This is a genomic window from Limisalsivibrio acetivorans (genome assembly GCF_000421105.1).
Taxonomy (GTDB): Bacteria; Chrysiogenota; Deferribacteres; order Deferribacterales; family Geovibrionaceae; genus Limisalsivibrio; species Limisalsivibrio acetivorans.
In genome coordinates this window covers 223822-240010 of the sequence record NZ_ATWF01000002.1, presented here as the reverse complement: position 1 = coordinate 240010, position 16189 = coordinate 223822, and the positions used below count along the sequence as shown (strand labels likewise).

At 50.4% G+C, this 16189-nt stretch carries 14 protein-coding genes; 13 read left to right on the top strand and 1 reads right to left on the bottom strand.

Annotated features, from left to right (window positions below; translation table 11 throughout):
• The first annotated feature begins 593 nt into the window (after positions 1 to 593).
• The 13 genes from K300_RS0112350 (at position 594) to K300_RS0112290 (ending at position 15372) form a co-directional block, all read left to right on the top strand.
• The gene (locus K300_RS0112350) at positions 594 to 1718 is read left to right on the top strand and encodes a hydrogenase small subunit (protein WP_022851986.1); all 1125 of its coding nucleotides are present in this window, start codon (positions 594 to 596) and stop codon (positions 1716 to 1718) included.
• Positions 1708 to 2601 carry a hydrogenase 2 operon protein HybA gene (hybA, locus tag K300_RS0112345; RefSeq protein WP_022851985.1) on the top strand — a complete coding sequence of 298 codons (894 nt, stop codon included), beginning with the start codon at positions 1708 to 1710 and terminating at the stop codon, positions 2599 to 2601. The genes K300_RS0112350 and hybA overlap by 11 nt, the downstream gene beginning before the upstream one ends.
• Complete coding sequence (hybB, locus tag K300_RS15625; RefSeq protein ID WP_022851984.1) at positions 2601 to 3815, top strand: Ni/Fe-hydrogenase cytochrome b subunit; 1215 nt, start codon at positions 2601 to 2603, stop codon at positions 3813 to 3815. The genes hybA and hybB overlap by 1 nt, the downstream gene beginning before the upstream one ends.
• Positions 3816 to 3843: 28 nt before the next feature.
• Complete coding sequence (locus K300_RS0112335; RefSeq protein WP_022851983.1) at positions 3844 to 5526, top strand: nickel-dependent hydrogenase large subunit; 1683 nt, start codon at positions 3844 to 3846, stop codon at positions 5524 to 5526.
• Positions 5526 to 6005, top strand: coding sequence for a HyaD/HybD family hydrogenase maturation endopeptidase (locus K300_RS0112330; RefSeq protein ID WP_022851982.1), 480 nt, complete (start codon positions 5526 to 5528; stop codon positions 6003 to 6005). Before K300_RS0112335 ends, K300_RS0112330 begins: the two co-directional genes overlap by 1 nt.
• 388 nt (positions 6006 to 6393) lie before the next feature.
• The gene (locus K300_RS15620) at positions 6394 to 7419 is read left to right on the top strand and encodes a [citrate (pro-3S)-lyase] ligase (RefSeq protein ID WP_022851981.1); all 1026 of its coding nucleotides are present in this window, start codon (positions 6394 to 6396) and stop codon (positions 7417 to 7419) included.
• Between the two features lie 33 nt (positions 7420 to 7452).
• Positions 7453 to 7719: a citrate lyase acyl carrier protein gene (gene citD, locus K300_RS0112320; protein ID WP_022851980.1), complete on the top strand. Its 267-nt coding sequence runs from the start codon at positions 7453 to 7455 to the stop codon at positions 7717 to 7719.
• Between the two features lies 1 nt (position 7720).
• Positions 7721 to 8197, top strand: coding sequence for a PPC domain-containing DNA-binding protein (locus K300_RS0112315; protein ID WP_022851979.1), 477 nt, complete (start codon positions 7721 to 7723; stop codon positions 8195 to 8197).
• Positions 8194 to 9126 (top strand): HpcH/HpaI aldolase/citrate lyase family protein, encoded by a 933-nt coding sequence (locus tag K300_RS0112310; protein WP_022851978.1) that lies wholly within the window; start codon positions 8194 to 8196, stop codon positions 9124 to 9126. Before K300_RS0112315 ends, K300_RS0112310 begins: the two co-directional genes overlap by 4 nt.
• Positions 9123 to 10661, top strand: a complete 1539-nt coding sequence (gene citF, locus K300_RS0112305) for a citrate lyase subunit alpha (protein ID WP_022851977.1) — start codon at positions 9123 to 9125, stop codon at positions 10659 to 10661. The genes K300_RS0112310 and citF overlap by 4 nt, the downstream gene beginning before the upstream one ends.
• Positions 10636 to 11181 (top strand): citrate lyase holo-[acyl-carrier protein] synthase, encoded by a 546-nt coding sequence (locus tag K300_RS0112300; RefSeq protein WP_022851976.1) that lies wholly within the window; start codon positions 10636 to 10638, stop codon positions 11179 to 11181. The genes citF and K300_RS0112300 overlap by 26 nt, the downstream gene beginning before the upstream one ends.
• Positions 11144 to 11983 (top strand): triphosphoribosyl-dephospho-CoA synthase, encoded by an 840-nt coding sequence (locus K300_RS15615; protein ID WP_022851975.1) that lies wholly within the window; start codon positions 11144 to 11146, stop codon positions 11981 to 11983. Before K300_RS0112300 ends, K300_RS15615 begins: the two co-directional genes overlap by 38 nt.
• Before the next feature lie 245 nt (positions 11984 to 12228).
• Complete coding sequence (locus tag K300_RS0112290; RefSeq protein ID WP_155827619.1) at positions 12229 to 15372, top strand: PAS domain-containing sensor histidine kinase; 3144 nt, start codon at positions 12229 to 12231, stop codon at positions 15370 to 15372.
• Here K300_RS0112290 and K300_RS0112285 read toward each other — a convergent pair.
• Positions 15369 to 16067, bottom strand: a complete 699-nt coding sequence (locus K300_RS0112285; RefSeq protein WP_022851973.1) for a response regulator — start codon at positions 16065 to 16067, stop codon at positions 15369 to 15371. The genes K300_RS0112290 and K300_RS0112285 overlap by 4 nt on opposite strands.
• Between the last annotated feature and the right edge of the window lie 122 nt (positions 16068 to 16189).

Genomic DNA, 16189 nt, shown 5'->3' with positions numbered 1-16189 from the left:
TGTATACGAGTAGATTAACCGGAAATTATCCATAGTAATGCTGTTATAAATAAATCTTGCGTTCAAAAAAGCCCTGTGTTAAATATTTTCGACCAATAAATGAGCCTCCAGATACATCGGTGAATTTTATAGCCTTCTTCGGAATATAAAATAATGCTGAAAACAGTTCTGTTTTCGGAGTAAGTATACCCGGTGTGTAGGGTATATTTTAACCTTGACATGAAAAATTTTATGCAATATTTAAATTGTATACAGTATTCAGTCAGTCCGTCTGACCACTATCTTGCGTTGTCATGGTGTTTGTGTTGGCACTATAAAAGTTAAACACTGTCTTTATTTAAGTATAAATAAAAGCAGATGCTCGTAACAAGTTAGGCCAGACTATGATAACGCTTTTATAAAATGTAGTTAGGCTCTCCTTACGGCATTTAATGCCGCTTTATTGATAGAAGGTCAGGTTTAAAGCCGCCCGCGGGCTTTACTCTCATTTCGGCATCAGAGTGCAAACAGCGGTAATAGAAAAGGTTACGTAAAAGCGTATCCGCAATGGCACTATGCCCAAATGCGGGCGTAATTATATCAGAGGTATACATATGTTAGAGAACGGCTTTTTTTTTGCCGGCATATCACGCCGGAGCTTTCTTAAGACAGTTACAGCCGCAACAGCGATGATGGGGCTTGATTTTACAATGACGGCCCAGGTGGCAGAAGCCGCCGAATCCGATTCCCGTCCTCCGGTTATATGGCTACATTTTCAGGAATGTACAGGATGTTCCGAATCGCTCATCCGTGCCAGCCACCCCGATGTGGCAACGCTCATACTCGATATGATCTCCCTCGATTACCACGAAACGCTTATGGCCGGCTCCGGCCATCAGGCAGAAGAGGCTCTCCACAAAACCATGGAGGAGTATGCCGGTAAATATATACTCATTGTAGAGGGCGCCGTTCCCCTCAAGGACAACGGCATATACTGCAAGGTAGCTGGAAAAACCGCCAAGGACAGTCTGGAGGAGGTCGCCGAGCATGCGGCCCATATCATAAGTATAGGGACATGCGCCTCCTTCGGCGGAGTTGCAGCTGCGGATCCTAACCCCACGCAAGCCGTTCCCGCTTCTGATGTATTGAAGGACAGGGCTGTGATAAACATCCCCGGATGCCCCCCAAGCCCTTATAACCTCCTTTCCACAATCCTCAATCTGCTCACATTCAACAGGCTCCCCGAGCTTGATAAAATGAACAGGCCGATGTTTGCCTACGGACGTAAGATCCATGAACACTGTGAGCGCCGCCCCCATTTCGATGCGGGACGTTTTGCTGAGAAGTTCGGCGACGAGAACCATTCCGAAGGTTACTGCCTCTACAAGCTTGGTTGTAAGGGTCCTGCTACATTTGCAAACTGCATGACACTGAAGTTCAACGATGTTAACGTTTGGCCCATATCCGTAGGACACCCCTGCATAGGCTGTACCGAGCCGGATCTAGCCTTCCATATGAGCATATTCGACAAAGTCCAGATACATAATCCCACACCCCCGGACCACTACCCCGACACCCTCGACAACGGTGAAAAGAAGGGTGCAGATCCTGTGACCACAGCGGTTATCGGAGGAGTTGCCGGAGCGGCACTCGGTGCCAGCGCCATGGTTGCAAAGAAGCTCCCCAACAACCTTGAGGATGCGGACAAACGCAATAAGGAGCTTGAAGATGAAGAATAGTTCCCGCCGTGATTTTCTAAAGCTCACAGGTCTGGGAGCGGCTTCGCTTATGGCATCCACTGCGTCTGCCTCCGAAGGTGTAAAGCTGGGTGAGAACGATGTGGGCATGTTCTATGATGCCACAAAATGCGTCGGCTGTAAGGCCTGCGTTGCTGCATGCAAAAGGGTTAACGACATGGACGCTGTTCCCGCACCCAACGATGAGGACAGGCTGTGGGATGCCCCGGGCAAGCTCGATTACCGCACCAGAAACATCATCCAGCTTTACAAAGAGGATGAGGAAACATGGTCCTATGTGAAGCACCAGTGCATGCACTGCGTTAAGCCGGGATGTGTCTCCGCATGCCCTGTAACCGCAATGATGAAGGATGAGCGGGGGATTGTGTATTATGACAAGGATAAGTGCATCGGCTGCCGTTACTGTCAGATAGCCTGCCCCTTCGTTATCCCCAAATTTGAGTGGCCCAAGGCATTTCCCAAGATCGTTAAATGTGACCTCTGCAAGTTCACAAACCTTAAGGAGAAGGGGATCCCCGCATGTTGTGAGGTTTGCCCCACAGAGGCTGTCATATTCGGAAAAAGGAGCGATCTCCTAGCCGAGGCGAAGCGGAGGATGGAGACCGAGCCCGAAAAGTATCAGGAGAAGATCTACGGCGAGCATGAGATAGGCGGAACAAACGTCATATACCTCGCACCTCAGAAGGTGAACTTCGCCCAGCTCGGCTTCCCTGAGCTTGAGACCCACTCCTATGCGGCCTTCAGCGAGAATATCCAGCACACCATATACAAAGGTTTCATCGCACCGGTGGCTCTTTACTCTCTGCTCACATTCGTGGCGATAAGAAACAGGAAGAAGAACGACGGATCGGAGGATGAGGAATAATGGGACACCATGACGAATATATTGTACATAGATCGAAGATTTTCACACCCGCCTTCTTCGGGCTCCTCGCCGTTGTTATCATCGGATTCTATTATATCGGAGTACGTTTCGTTGAGGGAATCGGTGCCGTAACAAACCTTTCGGACGGCTACCCGTGGGGCATATGGATCACATACGACGTTGCCACAGGCACAGCCTTTGCCTGTGGAGGATACGCCGTTGCGATCCTCGTATATATAATGAACAACATGAAGTACCACCCCCTAATCCGTTCCGCCATCGTAACAAGCCTCTTCGGATACTCCCTTGCGGGGTTTTCTGTTGTTCTGGATCTCGGGCGTTACTGGAACATGTACGGGTTCTTCATGCCGAACCGTTGGCAGCCGAACTCCGTTCTTTTCGAGGTCGCCCTCTGTGTTATGACATACACCCTTGTTCTCGCCATCGAGATAGCCCCCGCCTTCCTTGAGCGGCTTATCTACTCCGAGAAGAAGCGTTTCATGACCATTAAGAAGGCAGCGAGATGGATATACCCCAGGCTTGATAAGGCTCTCATCTTCTTCGTAGTGCTTGGTATTACACTCCCCACCATGCACCAGTCATCCCTCGGCTCCATGTTCATTATCGCCGAATCGAAGATGCACCCTCTGTGGCATACGGGGCTTCTCCCTCTGCTGTTCCTCATTAACTGTATCTTCATCGGCTACTCCATGGTTATCTTCGAGTCCACCCTTTCGAGTGTGGGATTCCGCAGAAACCTTGAGACAAGGGAGATAGCGGGGCTATCCAAGATAATCCCCATCCTTGCGGCGGCGTGGCTCGGCGTGAGGTTCTATGACCTTATCAACAGAGGCCACCTTGCGGATGCCTTTGCGGGTGATTTCCATTCATGGATGTTCCTCGGTGAGCTTCTGCTCATAGCCGGTGGTGCTTTTATCCTCAGCTGGAGGGCGTACAGAAACTCCCCCCGCATGGTTTTCATTGCGGCTATCATGCTGGTTATCGGTGGGGGATGGTACCGCTTCAACGTTTATCTCATAGGATATGATCCCGGTGCGGGGTGGAAGTATTTCCCCTCACTCCCCGAGTTCATGATCACCCTCGGGCTTATCAGCTTCGAGATACTCGGCTACATCGTGTTTGTTAAGCTCTTCCCTATTATGCCCAAGCCCCATAAGGTGCATAACCCGGGTGTAGAGAGTCCGGTTAAATAAATATTAAGCATTAAGGAGATATAGAATAATGGGTAAAAGGATTACAGTAGACCCCATCACAAGGATCGAGGGTCACCTCAGAATAGATGTGGAAGTGGACAACGGAAGCGTGAGTAAAGCGTGGGCGAGCGGCCAGATGTGGCGGGGTATCGAAACAATGCTCAAGGGTAGAAACCCCAAGGACGCATGGGTCTTCGCCCAGCGTTTCTGCGGAGTTTGCACAACGGTGCATGCGATCAGCTCCATACGCTCCGTAGAGGATGCTCTGGACGTTGAGCTCCCCGTGAATGCGCAGATGATCCGTAACATTATGATTGCGCTCCACTCTCTGCAGGACCATATCGTGCATTTCTATCACCTCTCCGCCCTTGACTGGGTGGATATAACCTCCGCCCTTGAGGCAGACCCCGCAAAGGCCGCCTCCATTGCCCAGTCCCTCTCGCCATGGCCGGGTAACTCTGTAACAGAGTTCGCCGCCGTTAAGGAGAGGCTCAAAGGCTTCGTATCAACGGGTAAACTCGGCATCTTCTCCTCCGGTTACTGGGGGCACAAGGATATGCGCCTCGAGCCGGAGATAAACCTCATCGCCGTTGCGCACTACCTGAAAGCGCTCGATTACCAGAGAAAAGCAGCACAGGCGGTGGCTATCCTCGGTTCGAAGAACCCCCATATCCAGAACCTCGTTGTAGGAGGCGTTGCCACTGCGGTTAACGTGGACAATCCAGCAACCCTCAACGTGGAGCGTCTCGCACTCCTCAGAAGCCTCACCATGGAGGTTAAGCAGTTCGTAAACGAGGTATACTATCCCGATGTTCTCGCCATCGCCTCCTTTTATAAGGACTGGTTCAAGTACGGCAGGGGTGTGGATAACTACCTCGCTACCCCCGACTTCCCTTTGGACGGCAAGAGCACCAGTTTCGGTGTGACAGGCGGAACCATAATGAACGGCGATCTCTCGACGTTCAGAGAATCCGCCAGCTGGAATGATGACTACATAAGAAAGAACATCACCGAGTCTGTTGCCCATGCCTGGTATGAAGACGGCGAACCCCTTCATCCGTGGAAGGGTGAGACCGAGCCCAGCTACGGCGAGTTCGATGATGAGGGCAAATACACATGGGTTAAGGCTCCCCGCCTTGAGGGCAAACCCGCACAGGTGGGCCCCCTTGCCCAGATACTAGTGAACTACGCCGCTGGTGATGAGAAGGTCACGGAGCTTGTGAACTCCGCCGCATCCACTCTCGGCATAGGCCTTGATGACCTTCATTCCACCATGGGAAGGCACTACGCCAGAGCTGCAAGAGCCGTTGTCATGGCGGATAAGGCCGTTGAATACATAGATGCCCTTGAGGCGAATATCGCCGCAGGTGATCAAACCTACGCCAACGATACGGAGCTTCCCGACGGTGAATACAGCGGTGTGGGATTCCATGAGGCTCCCAGAGGTCTGCTGAGCCACTGGCTTGTTATGCGTGATAAGAAGATCTTCAATTATCAGGCGGTTGTTCCCTCCACATGGAATGCAGGACCAAGGGATGAGCAAGGAACACCCGGACCTTACGAGGCTTCCCTTGTGGGCAACCCCGTCCTTGAGGCGGACAAGCCCCTTGAGGTTATCCGTACGGTACACTCCTTCGACCCATGCCTTGCCTGTGCAGTGCATACCATCGATCCCGAAAAGAACGAGATCGTGAAGGTGCAGGTAAGGTAATGAACGTTCTTGTATTCGGAGCGGGGAACGTCCTCCTCGCCGATGAGGGCTTTGGCGTACATGCTGTGCGCTACCTTGAGGAGAATTTTGAGTTTCCCGAAGGGGTTGAGGTATTCGATGCCGGAACCCTCGGCCTTATGGCCACATATAAGATGGAAGAGGCGGAGCATATCCTTATGATCGATGTGATCGCAGGGGAGGGCACACCCGGCGATATACGTACCTACGGGCGTGAGGATATCATGCTGGACAGGATCCCCGCAAAGCTTAGCCCCCATCAGATAGGCCTTCAGGAGGTAATGCTCATTAGTGAGATGAGGGGGAAATGCCCCGAATCGATAAAGCTTTACGGCGTTATTCCCCAAAGTATTCAAGCCGGGGATTCACTAACTGAACCACTGCAGGCGGTTTTGGCAGATGTCTGCGAGAGGGTGGTAAGGGATGTTGAAGCCCTGGGTTTCGAAGTGAAAAGGAAGTAACTGACCCTATCCATTATACAGCCGTATGAACGGCCTCTATTTCTGACACCCTCCCCGCCGCCACGGGGAGGGTTTTTACTCGTTTCTCCTTAATTAATTATGTAAATTTGCATTCCGGATTAAAAAGCAAGCTGAAAAGCCCTTTGTACAACAGGTATTTGAAAACATAATTGTGAACCAGATTCCCTTCATAGCACTTTTTTTTTGACCTAAACGCTCTCGATTCTTTACGAAAAATCCTTAATATCAGATAAATAAACACGATTTTGTAAATAGAAATCTGTTTTAAGCGGGATCCGTTTTAAGTTTCTATGGAAGTGCCAAAATCTTTGGAATATGTTCTATTTATAGGTTCAAGCCCCTATGTTTGAACCGAAAGGGGTGCACGATGGTAACAGAGCTTCTTGCCGAGCACGACAGACAGTCCGCAAAGGAACTTCTAAGCCTCCACGGCCTCAGCTACGAGGCTGACCACGACAGGCTTGTGGGTATCTTCGAGAACCGGCGCCTCACAGCGGTAGGCGCAAGGGCTGGAAACATCCTGAAGATGTTTGCCGTACACCCCGACTGCTCCAGCACCGATGCTGTGGGCGATGTGGCCACAAGCCTCGTTCAGGACGGCTTCGATTCTGGCGTGCGTGACTTCTTCCTCTTCACCAAGCCCGAGTATGCCGTAAGCTTCTCCAGGCTGAACTTCCATCCGCTGGCAAGGCATGAGAAGGCGGTTATGATGGAGTACGGACGGGGTATTTCAAGGTATCTCAACCGTCACCGTGAGCTTGTGCACAAACCCCTCAAGGATAAGGGAAACGGCGGTATCGTGATGAACTGCAACCCCTTCACCATGGGGCATAGAAAGCTCATAGAAGAGGCCGCATCAAGGAGTGAACACCTCTATATCTTCGTTGTTCAGGAGGACGCCTCCTCCTTCCCCTTTGATGTACGTCTCAAGCTTGTAGAGGACGGGACTGAGGATCTTGACAACGTAACCGTAATGAGCGCATCCTCCTATGCGGTGAGCGGTATAACCTTTCCATCATACTTCCTGAAAAGCGGCACGGATACTTCCTCCATACAGATGGAGATGGACCTTGATATATTCTGCCGCCATATCGCCCCATTCTTCCACATAGGTACAAGATACGCCGGAAGCGAGCCCTACTGCGGCGTAACATGCGCATACAACGAGGCGATGGGTAGATCCCTGCGAAGGAACGGCATGGAGTTCTGCGAGATAGAGCGGTATGAGCAGAACGGTATTGCTGTGAGCGCCTCGGCAGTAAGGGAGGCTCTGCGGATTAATGACTTTGACAGAGCGAAGGAGCTTGTACCTGCATCCACATGGAAATTCCTGTCTTCGGAGGCAGGCTTCAAGGTGGTTCAGCGACTTAAAGAGAGAAAGACAAGGCACTAGGCCTTGATAGACATATAGAAGGAGTCTGGCAAGATGAGGATCAAATCACCGGCCCAGGCCGGAACAATGCAGTCCAGCGACCTTATGGTATTTGTGGAGCCCTCGGATTCCCTTGAGATAGAGGTGGAATCAACCGTGGCGAAACAGTTTGAGCATCTTATTAGAGCCGCCGTTGAGGAGGAGCTCGCCGCCAATGACGTAAGCGAAGGATACATTCGCATTGCGGACAGGGGAGCCCTTGATTATGCCATAAAGGCGAGGCTCAGCTCCGCAGTACAGCGGGCAGGGCTGGAGGACTGATATGCATGGACACTGGTATAAGGAATACACCCAGGGGCGTCGTTTCGTCCTGAAGATAAGCCCGGGGGAGAACCTGCGTGATCATCTGCTCCAGTTTGCTAGCGAGGTAAACCTGAGCAACGCATCCATCGTATCCGCAGTGGGCTCCGTTAAGGATGTCCGCTTCCGGGGTATAAAGACGGGGGCGAAGCTCCCCATCACCAGACCCAGAACCACCGCCCATGAGATAGAGGGGCCCCTTGAGCTCCTCGGCCTTGAGGGGAACATCTTCCCCGATGAGGAGGGGCTTATAGATACCCACCTGCACATCATCGGGGCAAAGTCCTCCGGCGAGGTTGTGGGGGGACACCTCTTCGACTGCAACGTATTCGCCACATGCGAGATTATCATCGCCGAGATCATAGTTAAGGGTATAGAGAGGCATCATTCCCAGTCCGGCGGTGTTTCAACAATATTTATATCGGAGGCGGAGGAATGAGCAAAGAGATGAATGTACGCAGGTCGCTCCTGTACGTACCGGGGAACATGCCCTCCATGCTCCAGAATATACCGATATTCCAGTCCGATGCTGTGATTATCGACCTTGAGGATGCAGTTCCCGTAAATGAGAAGGATGCGGCGAGGAACCTTGTACGCTCCTTTCTGGACACCTTCAAAGAGCGCAATGTGGAGATCTTCATCCGGATAAACGGTCTTGATACGAAGTGGTGGTACGATGACCTTGCGGCGGTTCTGCCTGCAAAGCCGGACGGGATACGCCTGCCCAAGGCGGACACGCCGGAGATCGTTGAGAAGCTGGATACCGTGCTCACAGAGTTTGAGGAGGAATTGGGATTCGAGCTGGAGACCTTCAGGATACTCCCCTCCATTGAGAACGCCCAGGGTGTTATCAATTGTATTAGAACAGCAAGGGCGTCCAGCCGTATTGTGGCTCTCGCCTTCGGTGCGGAGGACTATACGGCGAGCCTTGAGATCGATAGAACAAAAACTGGTGAGGAGCTATTCCACGCAAGGACGAGAGTGGTATGGGCGGCCAAGGCGGCTGGCATACAGGCTGTGGATACAGTCTTCACCGATGTTGCGGATATGGAGAGCTTCACTAACGAGTGTGAGCTGATCAAGAGCCTCGGTTTCACAGGCAAATCCCTTGTAAACCCGAGACAGATAGAGGTTGTACACTCCGTATTTGCTCCTAAGCAGGAGGAGATCGATTACGCACTGCAGGTTATCGATGCCATAGAGAAGGCGAGGGAGATGGGTACCGGCGTTATCGCCCTTGGCGGCAAGATGATCGATGCCCCCGTGGTTAAGCGTGCCCTGCGTGTGGTCAAGACCGCCTACGCCCTCGGGCTTGTGGACGAAGAGCCGGACGAGAACGTTGTTTACGGCGAATTGGGTGAATCATGATAAAGAACTCGCTTGGAAGATATATACCGGAGAATTTTGCGGGAAGGAAGAGCATACCCTTTCAGGGTGTTGGCAAGGTTATCCCCAGCGGAGACAGAGCCACCAGAAAGCTGAGATACTCCTACGGCAGACCCAACAAGATGCTCAGCTCGATCCGGGAGGCTGTGGAGGCCTCCGGCCTTAAGGACGGAATGACCATCGCCACCCACCACCATCTGCGTAACGGCGACCATGTTCTCATGCAGGTGGTGGAGGAGATAGCCTCCCTCGGTATAAAAGACATCAAGATAGCCTCAAGCTCCATCCACCCTGTGCATGCAGGTCTGATACCCTACATAAAAGAGGGTGTGATAACGGGTTTCGAGTGCGGTGTGAATGGACCAATAGGTGAGGCACTCTCCAAGGGGGAGATAGATTCACCCGTTGTGGTTCGTACCCACGGCGGACGTGCCAGAGCGGTTATGAACCGGGAGATAAAGATAGATGTTGCCTTCATAGGCGCACCCTCATGCGACGAATTCGGCAACATGAACGGATACCACGGACCTTCCGCTTGCGGAAGCCTTGGTTATGCCCATACCGATGCACTATATGCGGACAAGGTAATCGCAGTTACCGATAACCTCGTCCCGTATCCTTGTCACCCTATCAGCATCGCAGAGACCGAGGTGGACCACGTTGTTGTTGTGGATACCCTCGGCGATCCATCAAAGATCGTATCCACCACAACGAGAGTGACCACCGACCCTGTTGGTTTGCAGATTGCGAAATACGCCGCAGGGGTTATCGAAGCTTCTGGACTTATCAAAGACGGTTTCAGTTTCCAGACCGGAAGCGGCGGCATATCACTTGCCGTTGCGGAGAATGTTCGCAGAATTATGAAGAATGATGACATAAAGGGGAGCTTCGGCTCCGGCGGCATAACAGGATACTTCGTTGATATGCTGGAGGAGGGGATATTCGAAACCCTCTTCGATGTACAGTGCTTCGACCTGAAGGCTGTGGATTCCATAGGGCGCAACATAAACCATATCGAGATGAGTGCGGATATGTATGCGAACCCCTTTAACGCTGGATGCGTTGTGGACAGGCTCGATGCTGTTATCCTCGGTGCAACCGAGGTGGATGTTGACTTCAACGTGAACGTGAACACCGAATCGAGCGGCTACCTTCTGCATAACACCGGCGGACACAGCGACACGGCCAGCGGCGCAAAGCTATCCATTATTACAGCTCCCTCCATTAGAGGAAGGCTTCCCATAGTTACGGACAGTGTCACCACCGTTACCACACCTGGAGAAACCGTTGATGTTATCATCACCGAGCGGGGTATAGCTGTGAACGAGCGTCAGGCGGAACTGAGGCGTGAGCTTGAGAAGAGACGTTTCCCCGTTAAGGATATCGTTCAGCTAAAGAATGAGATACAGGCTATAACAGGCGTTCCCAGACCGCTGGAGTTCGAGGACGATGTGGCCGCAGTTATTGAATACAGAGATGGAAGTATCATAGATGCAGTACGACGGGTTAAGGAATAGCATCCTCGCCTGTCGTGATGACAGGCAGAAACGTATAGACATGTGCCTGCGCAACTCCCTTGAACGTTTTGCAGGGAGGCCAGCCCGTGAGGGGAGGGCGTTTATAGTAACGCTCTCCATGAATATCCCCGGTGTGGTGAAGATGCCACCGGGTGCGGCGGAGCTGGCAAAAAACGGGGCGGCTTTGGTGGAGTCCCTCCCTGTGGGGCTTAAGAAGGATTGCTCCATGGAGGATGCGCTGGGGCCGTTCAAGGTTTACTCGGGCTTCGGCGACCCATATGGGGCCAAGAACAGCATGATGTTCATTGAGGAATCTATCGCAGAGCACAGGCTTCTGGATATAGATATATACACCAGCGACGGCATAGTGAGCAGGAGCGCCGTTGCAAAGCCGGAGCGAAGGTGTCTTGTATGCAGTGAGCCCGCCAAAGAGTGCATGCGGCTGAAGAGGCACAGTATAGATGAGGTTGCGGAGGCTGCCCTTGAACTCCTTAATAAAAGAGCCGAAAGAATCGCATAAAGAACAGCTTAGCAGTTTTCTTGCACACATAGTTCAAGGTGCGAGGACCGAGCTTTATCTTACCCCGAAGCCGGGGCTAGTGGATCTGCTCGATTCCGGTTCCCATGAGGATCTCAACCTTGTGAATATGTCTCGCTCCATTTGTCTCCTTGAGGAGTACAGGGCAGAACTCGTATCGGCGAAAAGCCTTGATGATATGGTTCAGGCGGGAATAAGGGCGGAGGAGCGGATGATGAGCCTCCTTGGAACGAATACCCACAAGGGCTTTATCTTCCTCATGGGGCTTCTGACGGATGCTTATTCCAGATGTTCCGGTATCCCTTCCCTTTGTGAACTGTCAGAAAGATGCGCCGAGGCCTCTGCATCACTTTTTAAGGATGAGCGTGAGCCCGGTTCCTGCGGGGCAGCTGTGAGGAAGGAGGCTGGAATAGGGGGTATCAGGGGGGAGTGCCTAAACGGTCTTCCCACGGTTTTAGATAAAGCTCTACCCGTTATGTTCAGCGTATACGAGGAAACTGACAACTACCCCTTGGCCGCATTCCACTGTTTGGCTAAGCTGATGAGTGTAACCGAGGACAGTACCGCTGTGAAAAGATGCGGTATCGAGGGGCTCACCACCCTAAGAAACTCCGGCTTCAGGCTAGGGGCACTCCTGGAAAGGGGCGATGTACCATTCAACGAACTTATTGATATGAATGAAAAGTTTAAGGCAATCAATCTGACAATGGGAGGAACAGCCGATCTGTTTGGCATAACCGCAGGCCTTTTTTCCTCTCTCCATCGCAGAATAATCAAATTTTGACCAGATTCCTCCGCTAAATCATAACTGCTACTGATTAAAGGTTTTCCTCTATTACTGATATTGAAAAGCTCTCCTATATGTAATAGTATTTATGTAAAGACTTACTCTATCGTAACTCATTAAGTGATGATTCATACCAAGGGTGTATTGTGAAGCTGCGAAGAATCTTACCTGTTGCACTTCTTTTTGCTGTTCTTGCCCTAATCCTTTTAAGGATCAATTCCCAATATATAAACTTGCATGCTGTGGATTTTAACACGAAGGAGGAAAGCAGGTATCTTCTTTATGCTAAGTCACTTATCGGCGAGTCTTATTCATTTTATGAAAGCGGTCTCTCAAACCCCCGGAGCTACTATCTCGATACCGCCATCAATAAGCTGGGAAGGGCTTTGGGTTATCTGAACCTTGCAGGCACAAGCGATTTTGAATGTGTTGATATACTGAAGAACAGTATAGCAGAGCTTGAAAATCGGCTGAATGACAAAAACCTTGTATATACAACTGATACCAGGCGTCGTTTCTTTGATCTTACGGATTATTCCTCCAACTGTCTTGAAAATGCAGAGATTGTGGTTTGGGAAGAGCTGGTTCGCAATAGTACAGACTCCCTGGTTGCCCATGAAAGATCCCACAAGAAAACTATCCTGGTTATTATCTTTACAGCAGGTATGCTCTTAATCACCATTTATCTGGTGTATGACCGAAGCAGAACGCTGAGGAGGCTTCGAGCCGAACAGAAGATAAAGTTCCGGATGCTTGATATGCAGCCGAATATGGTTACTGTTACTGACGGAGCAGAGATGCTCAGCTGTAACAGGCGCGTGCTCGAATTCCTGGGCTATGATGATGAGGAAACCTTTAAAAGCGAACATGACTGCATCTGCGAGTTCTTTCTTGAAAAGGAGGGCTATATCCATGGAAACAATCTTCGGGAATGGACGAACAAGGTAATCCAGAACAAGGAGATGGGCAGGGAGAGCAAGGCTGTTATGAAAGACTCCCGTAGCGGCGAGGAACGGGTATTTCTCATCGATATCGCCGATTTCTATGGCGAGGATGATTTAACGGCTGTTTCATTTACGGATATAACAGGCGAGGAGGAACGCTTCGAGACAATAGCCGAGAGTGAGCGGCATTTTCGCAATCTGTTTTATGGGCACAGCGCCGTCATGCTCCTCATTAATCCTTTTACCGGCGAAGTATTTGATGCAAATTCAGCCGCAGCTGAATACTACGGTTATTCTCTTAAAGAGCTGAGAAACATGAATATCAGCGATATTAACTGTTCTGAAGGGAACGTTATGCTCGTTATGGCGAATGCCCTCGACAATAAACTTAATACCTTCGAATTCACCCACAGGCTTGCAGAAGGAGAGCTGAGGAATGTAGAGGTTCATTCGAGCCCTGTGGATATTGGCGGTGAGAAGTATCTTTTTTCCATCGTAACCGACATTCATGAGAAAAAGATTATGGAGGAGAGGCTTAACACCCAGTCTCGCCTTCTGAAAACGATTATGGATAATACTCCCCTCCTGATGATCTATACGGACATAAAAGATAACATCATATTTGCCAACAGTTCGGCTAAGTCCGCTGCGGAGCTCCCTGAAGATACAGGCGGGCTTAAAGGTGTTCACTTTGCCCAAAGGCTTGGTATGGACACCTCGGTTTGCTCCAGAGAGCTTGCGGGTCGGGATTATCATGAATGGGAGTGCAGTGTAGATATTAACGGTAGAGAGCGTGAGTACCGCTTTGTGAGGGTAGGGGTTGAGAACAGCTCGGGAATTCTTGAGGGGTTTGTCTGTATCGGTGTGGATATTAGCGATCAGAAGGAGCTGGAAAGGACGTTAAGATCTATGAATGAAGAGCTTTCCGCCATGGCAGAGGAAGAGGTTAAGCACAGGTTGCAGAGTGAGCTTAAATATGAGTTCCTTTTTAATTCCATCAATGAAGGGCTTATCGTCCACTACTTTGACGAAAACGGTATCCCAAGCACTTTCACAGAAGTCAATGACAGGGTTTGTTCCATGTTCGGCTATTCACGTGAGGAACTTTTAAACATGAGCCCGAAGGATTTCCATATTGAGTCCGAGATACCGAAGATAAAGGAGTATGCAAAGGAGATATTCGAAGGGGAGCACATTCTTTTCAATGCGAAGCTGAGGGCCAGGGATGGGAGCGTCGTGGATGCCCAGCTTACCTCGAACCTTGTGGAGCTGGATGGACGGAAGGCAGCGATAACTACTCTTCGTGATATGCGCCAGATAAAAAATCTACAGAGCGAAAAGGAGAGGAGCGATAATATTATGGAAGCCGCCTTCTCCTCCGCAGCCATCGGTATCTGCCTCATAGAGCCGAGCGGCAGGTTTATAACCATGAATGACAGCTACTGCAGTATCTTCGGTTATACAAAGAAGGAGCTCAAGGGGAGGCATTTCTCCATAGTGCTCCCTCAGTCCCTCAGAGAGCAGTGTGTTCTGCTCTATTCCCAGTTTGCAGACGGTTTGATTGACAGCTTCCCCTCCACTTGGACATGTCTTAGGCGGGACGGCAACCAGATTATTGTCAATGCAACCCTGGCGAAGATAATGATGACGGACGGCGAAGAGGTTATCGTTACCACGGTTCAGGATATAACTGTGCATAAAGAGCTGGAGGAGAAACAGGAGAAGCAGGAGCAGATGCTTATCCAGCAGTCAAAGATGGCAAGTATGGGTGAGATGATAAGTGTTATCGCCCATCAGTGGAAACAGCCGCTTAACGCCGTTTATCTTATCGCTCAGTTCATGCCTGAGCTTGTTGATGAAGACAGCCCCAACCGAGAGGATATGTTGAGCCTTGCTGGTGATATTATGAAGCAGGTTGAGTTTATGAACCAGACTATGGACGACTTCCGGAACTTCTTTAAGCCCGGCAAGGAGCTTAAGAGCTTCGATGTACATGAAGCCGTTTCCGATGTTATAAAGCTTCTTAAGCCCCAGCTTGAGCAGGCGGGGATAGAAACCAGAGTAACAGGGGATAATGATCTCAGTGTTGTGGGGCAGATAAACGAGTTTAAGCAGGTTATACTCAACCTTATCTCAAACGCAAAGGATGCCATAGCTGCGAGGAAGGCCGGAGGCGGCGTATTCCACGGCGTTATCGAATTCAGGTTCGTATCGGATGAGAATGTAAACCGCCTTGAAGTGGCTGATAACGGGGGAGGGGTTCCGGCAGATATTATCGAAAAAGTTTTTGAACCCTATGTCTCCAATAAAGGGAACAATGGGACGGGCATAGGTCTCAGTATGTCAAAAACCATTATCGAGGAAAATATGAATGGGAAGCTCACCCTCCGCAATGAGGATGAGGGGGCCGTTTTCGTCATCGACTTCAGCAGTACGGGTTAACCGTTTTCAACCTTATCCCGAAGCCCTTTCAGCTTAATTTCAAGGTCTTCATAAAGGGCTGCGTAATTCTCGTCCATCTCGCTCTTGGCTGTTTTTTCCAGCCTTTCCGCACTCTCAGCAATTATGTTTACGCCCATATTGCGGGCGGCACCCTTGATATAGTGTGCTTCGGTGGCTGTCACATTCAGGTTGCCGGAATCAACTGCGGTTTTCAGGGGCACAAGATGCTTCATGCTGTCCTTTATAAACTCGCCCATAAGCTCCTGTATCGTATCCCTGTCAAGCCCGAGCTGGGTCATAACATGCTCTATACTCTTCTCAGGATCATCGAATTCCTGGTTATTGTTAGAATACTTCATAATGGTCTCCTCAAGTTTTTTCAGGTTTACAGGCTTGCTCAGGAATCCGTCAATCCCTGCGCTTTCCAGCTCCTGCTCGGCTTCTTCGCCGGAATCTCCGGTCATTGCATAAATGGGCCTGTCATACCCTCTACCTCTCAGAGCAAGTGTTGCTTCTATGCCGCTCATCTCGGGCATATTTATATCCATAAGGATCAGATCAAAGCTGGTGCCGGCGGCCATTTTCACAGCCTCTACACCGTTTCCGGCAATGCTTGCCTCCGCACCGAGCTTCTCTATAATCTTTTTGGTCACCATTTGGTTGACCGGGTTGTCTTCCGCTATCAGTATCTTCATCCGCATTCTCCACGGTAGTTTGCATGTATACTCATAATAATTAACTGTTTAACCTCTTATGTCAACATTTCTCGGAATCTATCTTCTCGTCATTGTAAATAACTGCTGAAAGGGATATAATC

What these genes read in the sequence shown, in the direction of transcription:
- K300_RS0112350 (WP_022851986.1), top strand. Translation starts at nt 594, where the DNA reads ATGTTAGAGAACGGCTTTTTTTTTGCCGGCATATCACGCCGGAGCTTT.
- hybA (WP_022851985.1), top strand. Translation starts at nt 1,708, where the DNA reads ATGAAGAATAGTTCCCGCCGTGATTTTCTAAAGCTCACAGGTCTGGGA.
- hybB (WP_022851984.1), top strand. Translation starts at nt 2,601, where the DNA reads ATGGGACACCATGACGAATATATTGTACATAGATCGAAGATTTTCACA.
- K300_RS0112335 (WP_022851983.1), top strand. Translation starts at nt 3,844, where the DNA reads ATGGGTAAAAGGATTACAGTAGACCCCATCACAAGGATCGAGGGTCAC.
- K300_RS0112330 (WP_022851982.1), top strand. Translation starts at nt 5,526, where the DNA reads ATGAACGTTCTTGTATTCGGAGCGGGGAACGTCCTCCTCGCCGATGAG.
- K300_RS15620 (WP_022851981.1), top strand. Translation starts at nt 6,394, where the DNA reads ATGGTAACAGAGCTTCTTGCCGAGCACGACAGACAGTCCGCAAAGGAA.
- citD (WP_022851980.1), top strand. Translation starts at nt 7,453, where the DNA reads ATGAGGATCAAATCACCGGCCCAGGCCGGAACAATGCAGTCCAGCGAC.
- K300_RS0112315 (WP_022851979.1), top strand. Translation starts at nt 7,721, where the DNA reads ATGCATGGACACTGGTATAAGGAATACACCCAGGGGCGTCGTTTCGTC.
- K300_RS0112310 (WP_022851978.1), top strand. Translation starts at nt 8,194, where the DNA reads ATGAGCAAAGAGATGAATGTACGCAGGTCGCTCCTGTACGTACCGGGG.
- citF (WP_022851977.1), top strand. Translation starts at nt 9,123, where the DNA reads ATGATAAAGAACTCGCTTGGAAGATATATACCGGAGAATTTTGCGGGA.
- K300_RS0112300 (WP_022851976.1), top strand. Translation starts at nt 10,636, where the DNA reads ATGCAGTACGACGGGTTAAGGAATAGCATCCTCGCCTGTCGTGATGAC.
- K300_RS0112285 (WP_022851973.1), bottom strand. Translation starts at nt 16,067, where the DNA reads ATGAAGATACTGATAGCGGAAGACAACCCGGTCAACCAAATGGTGACC.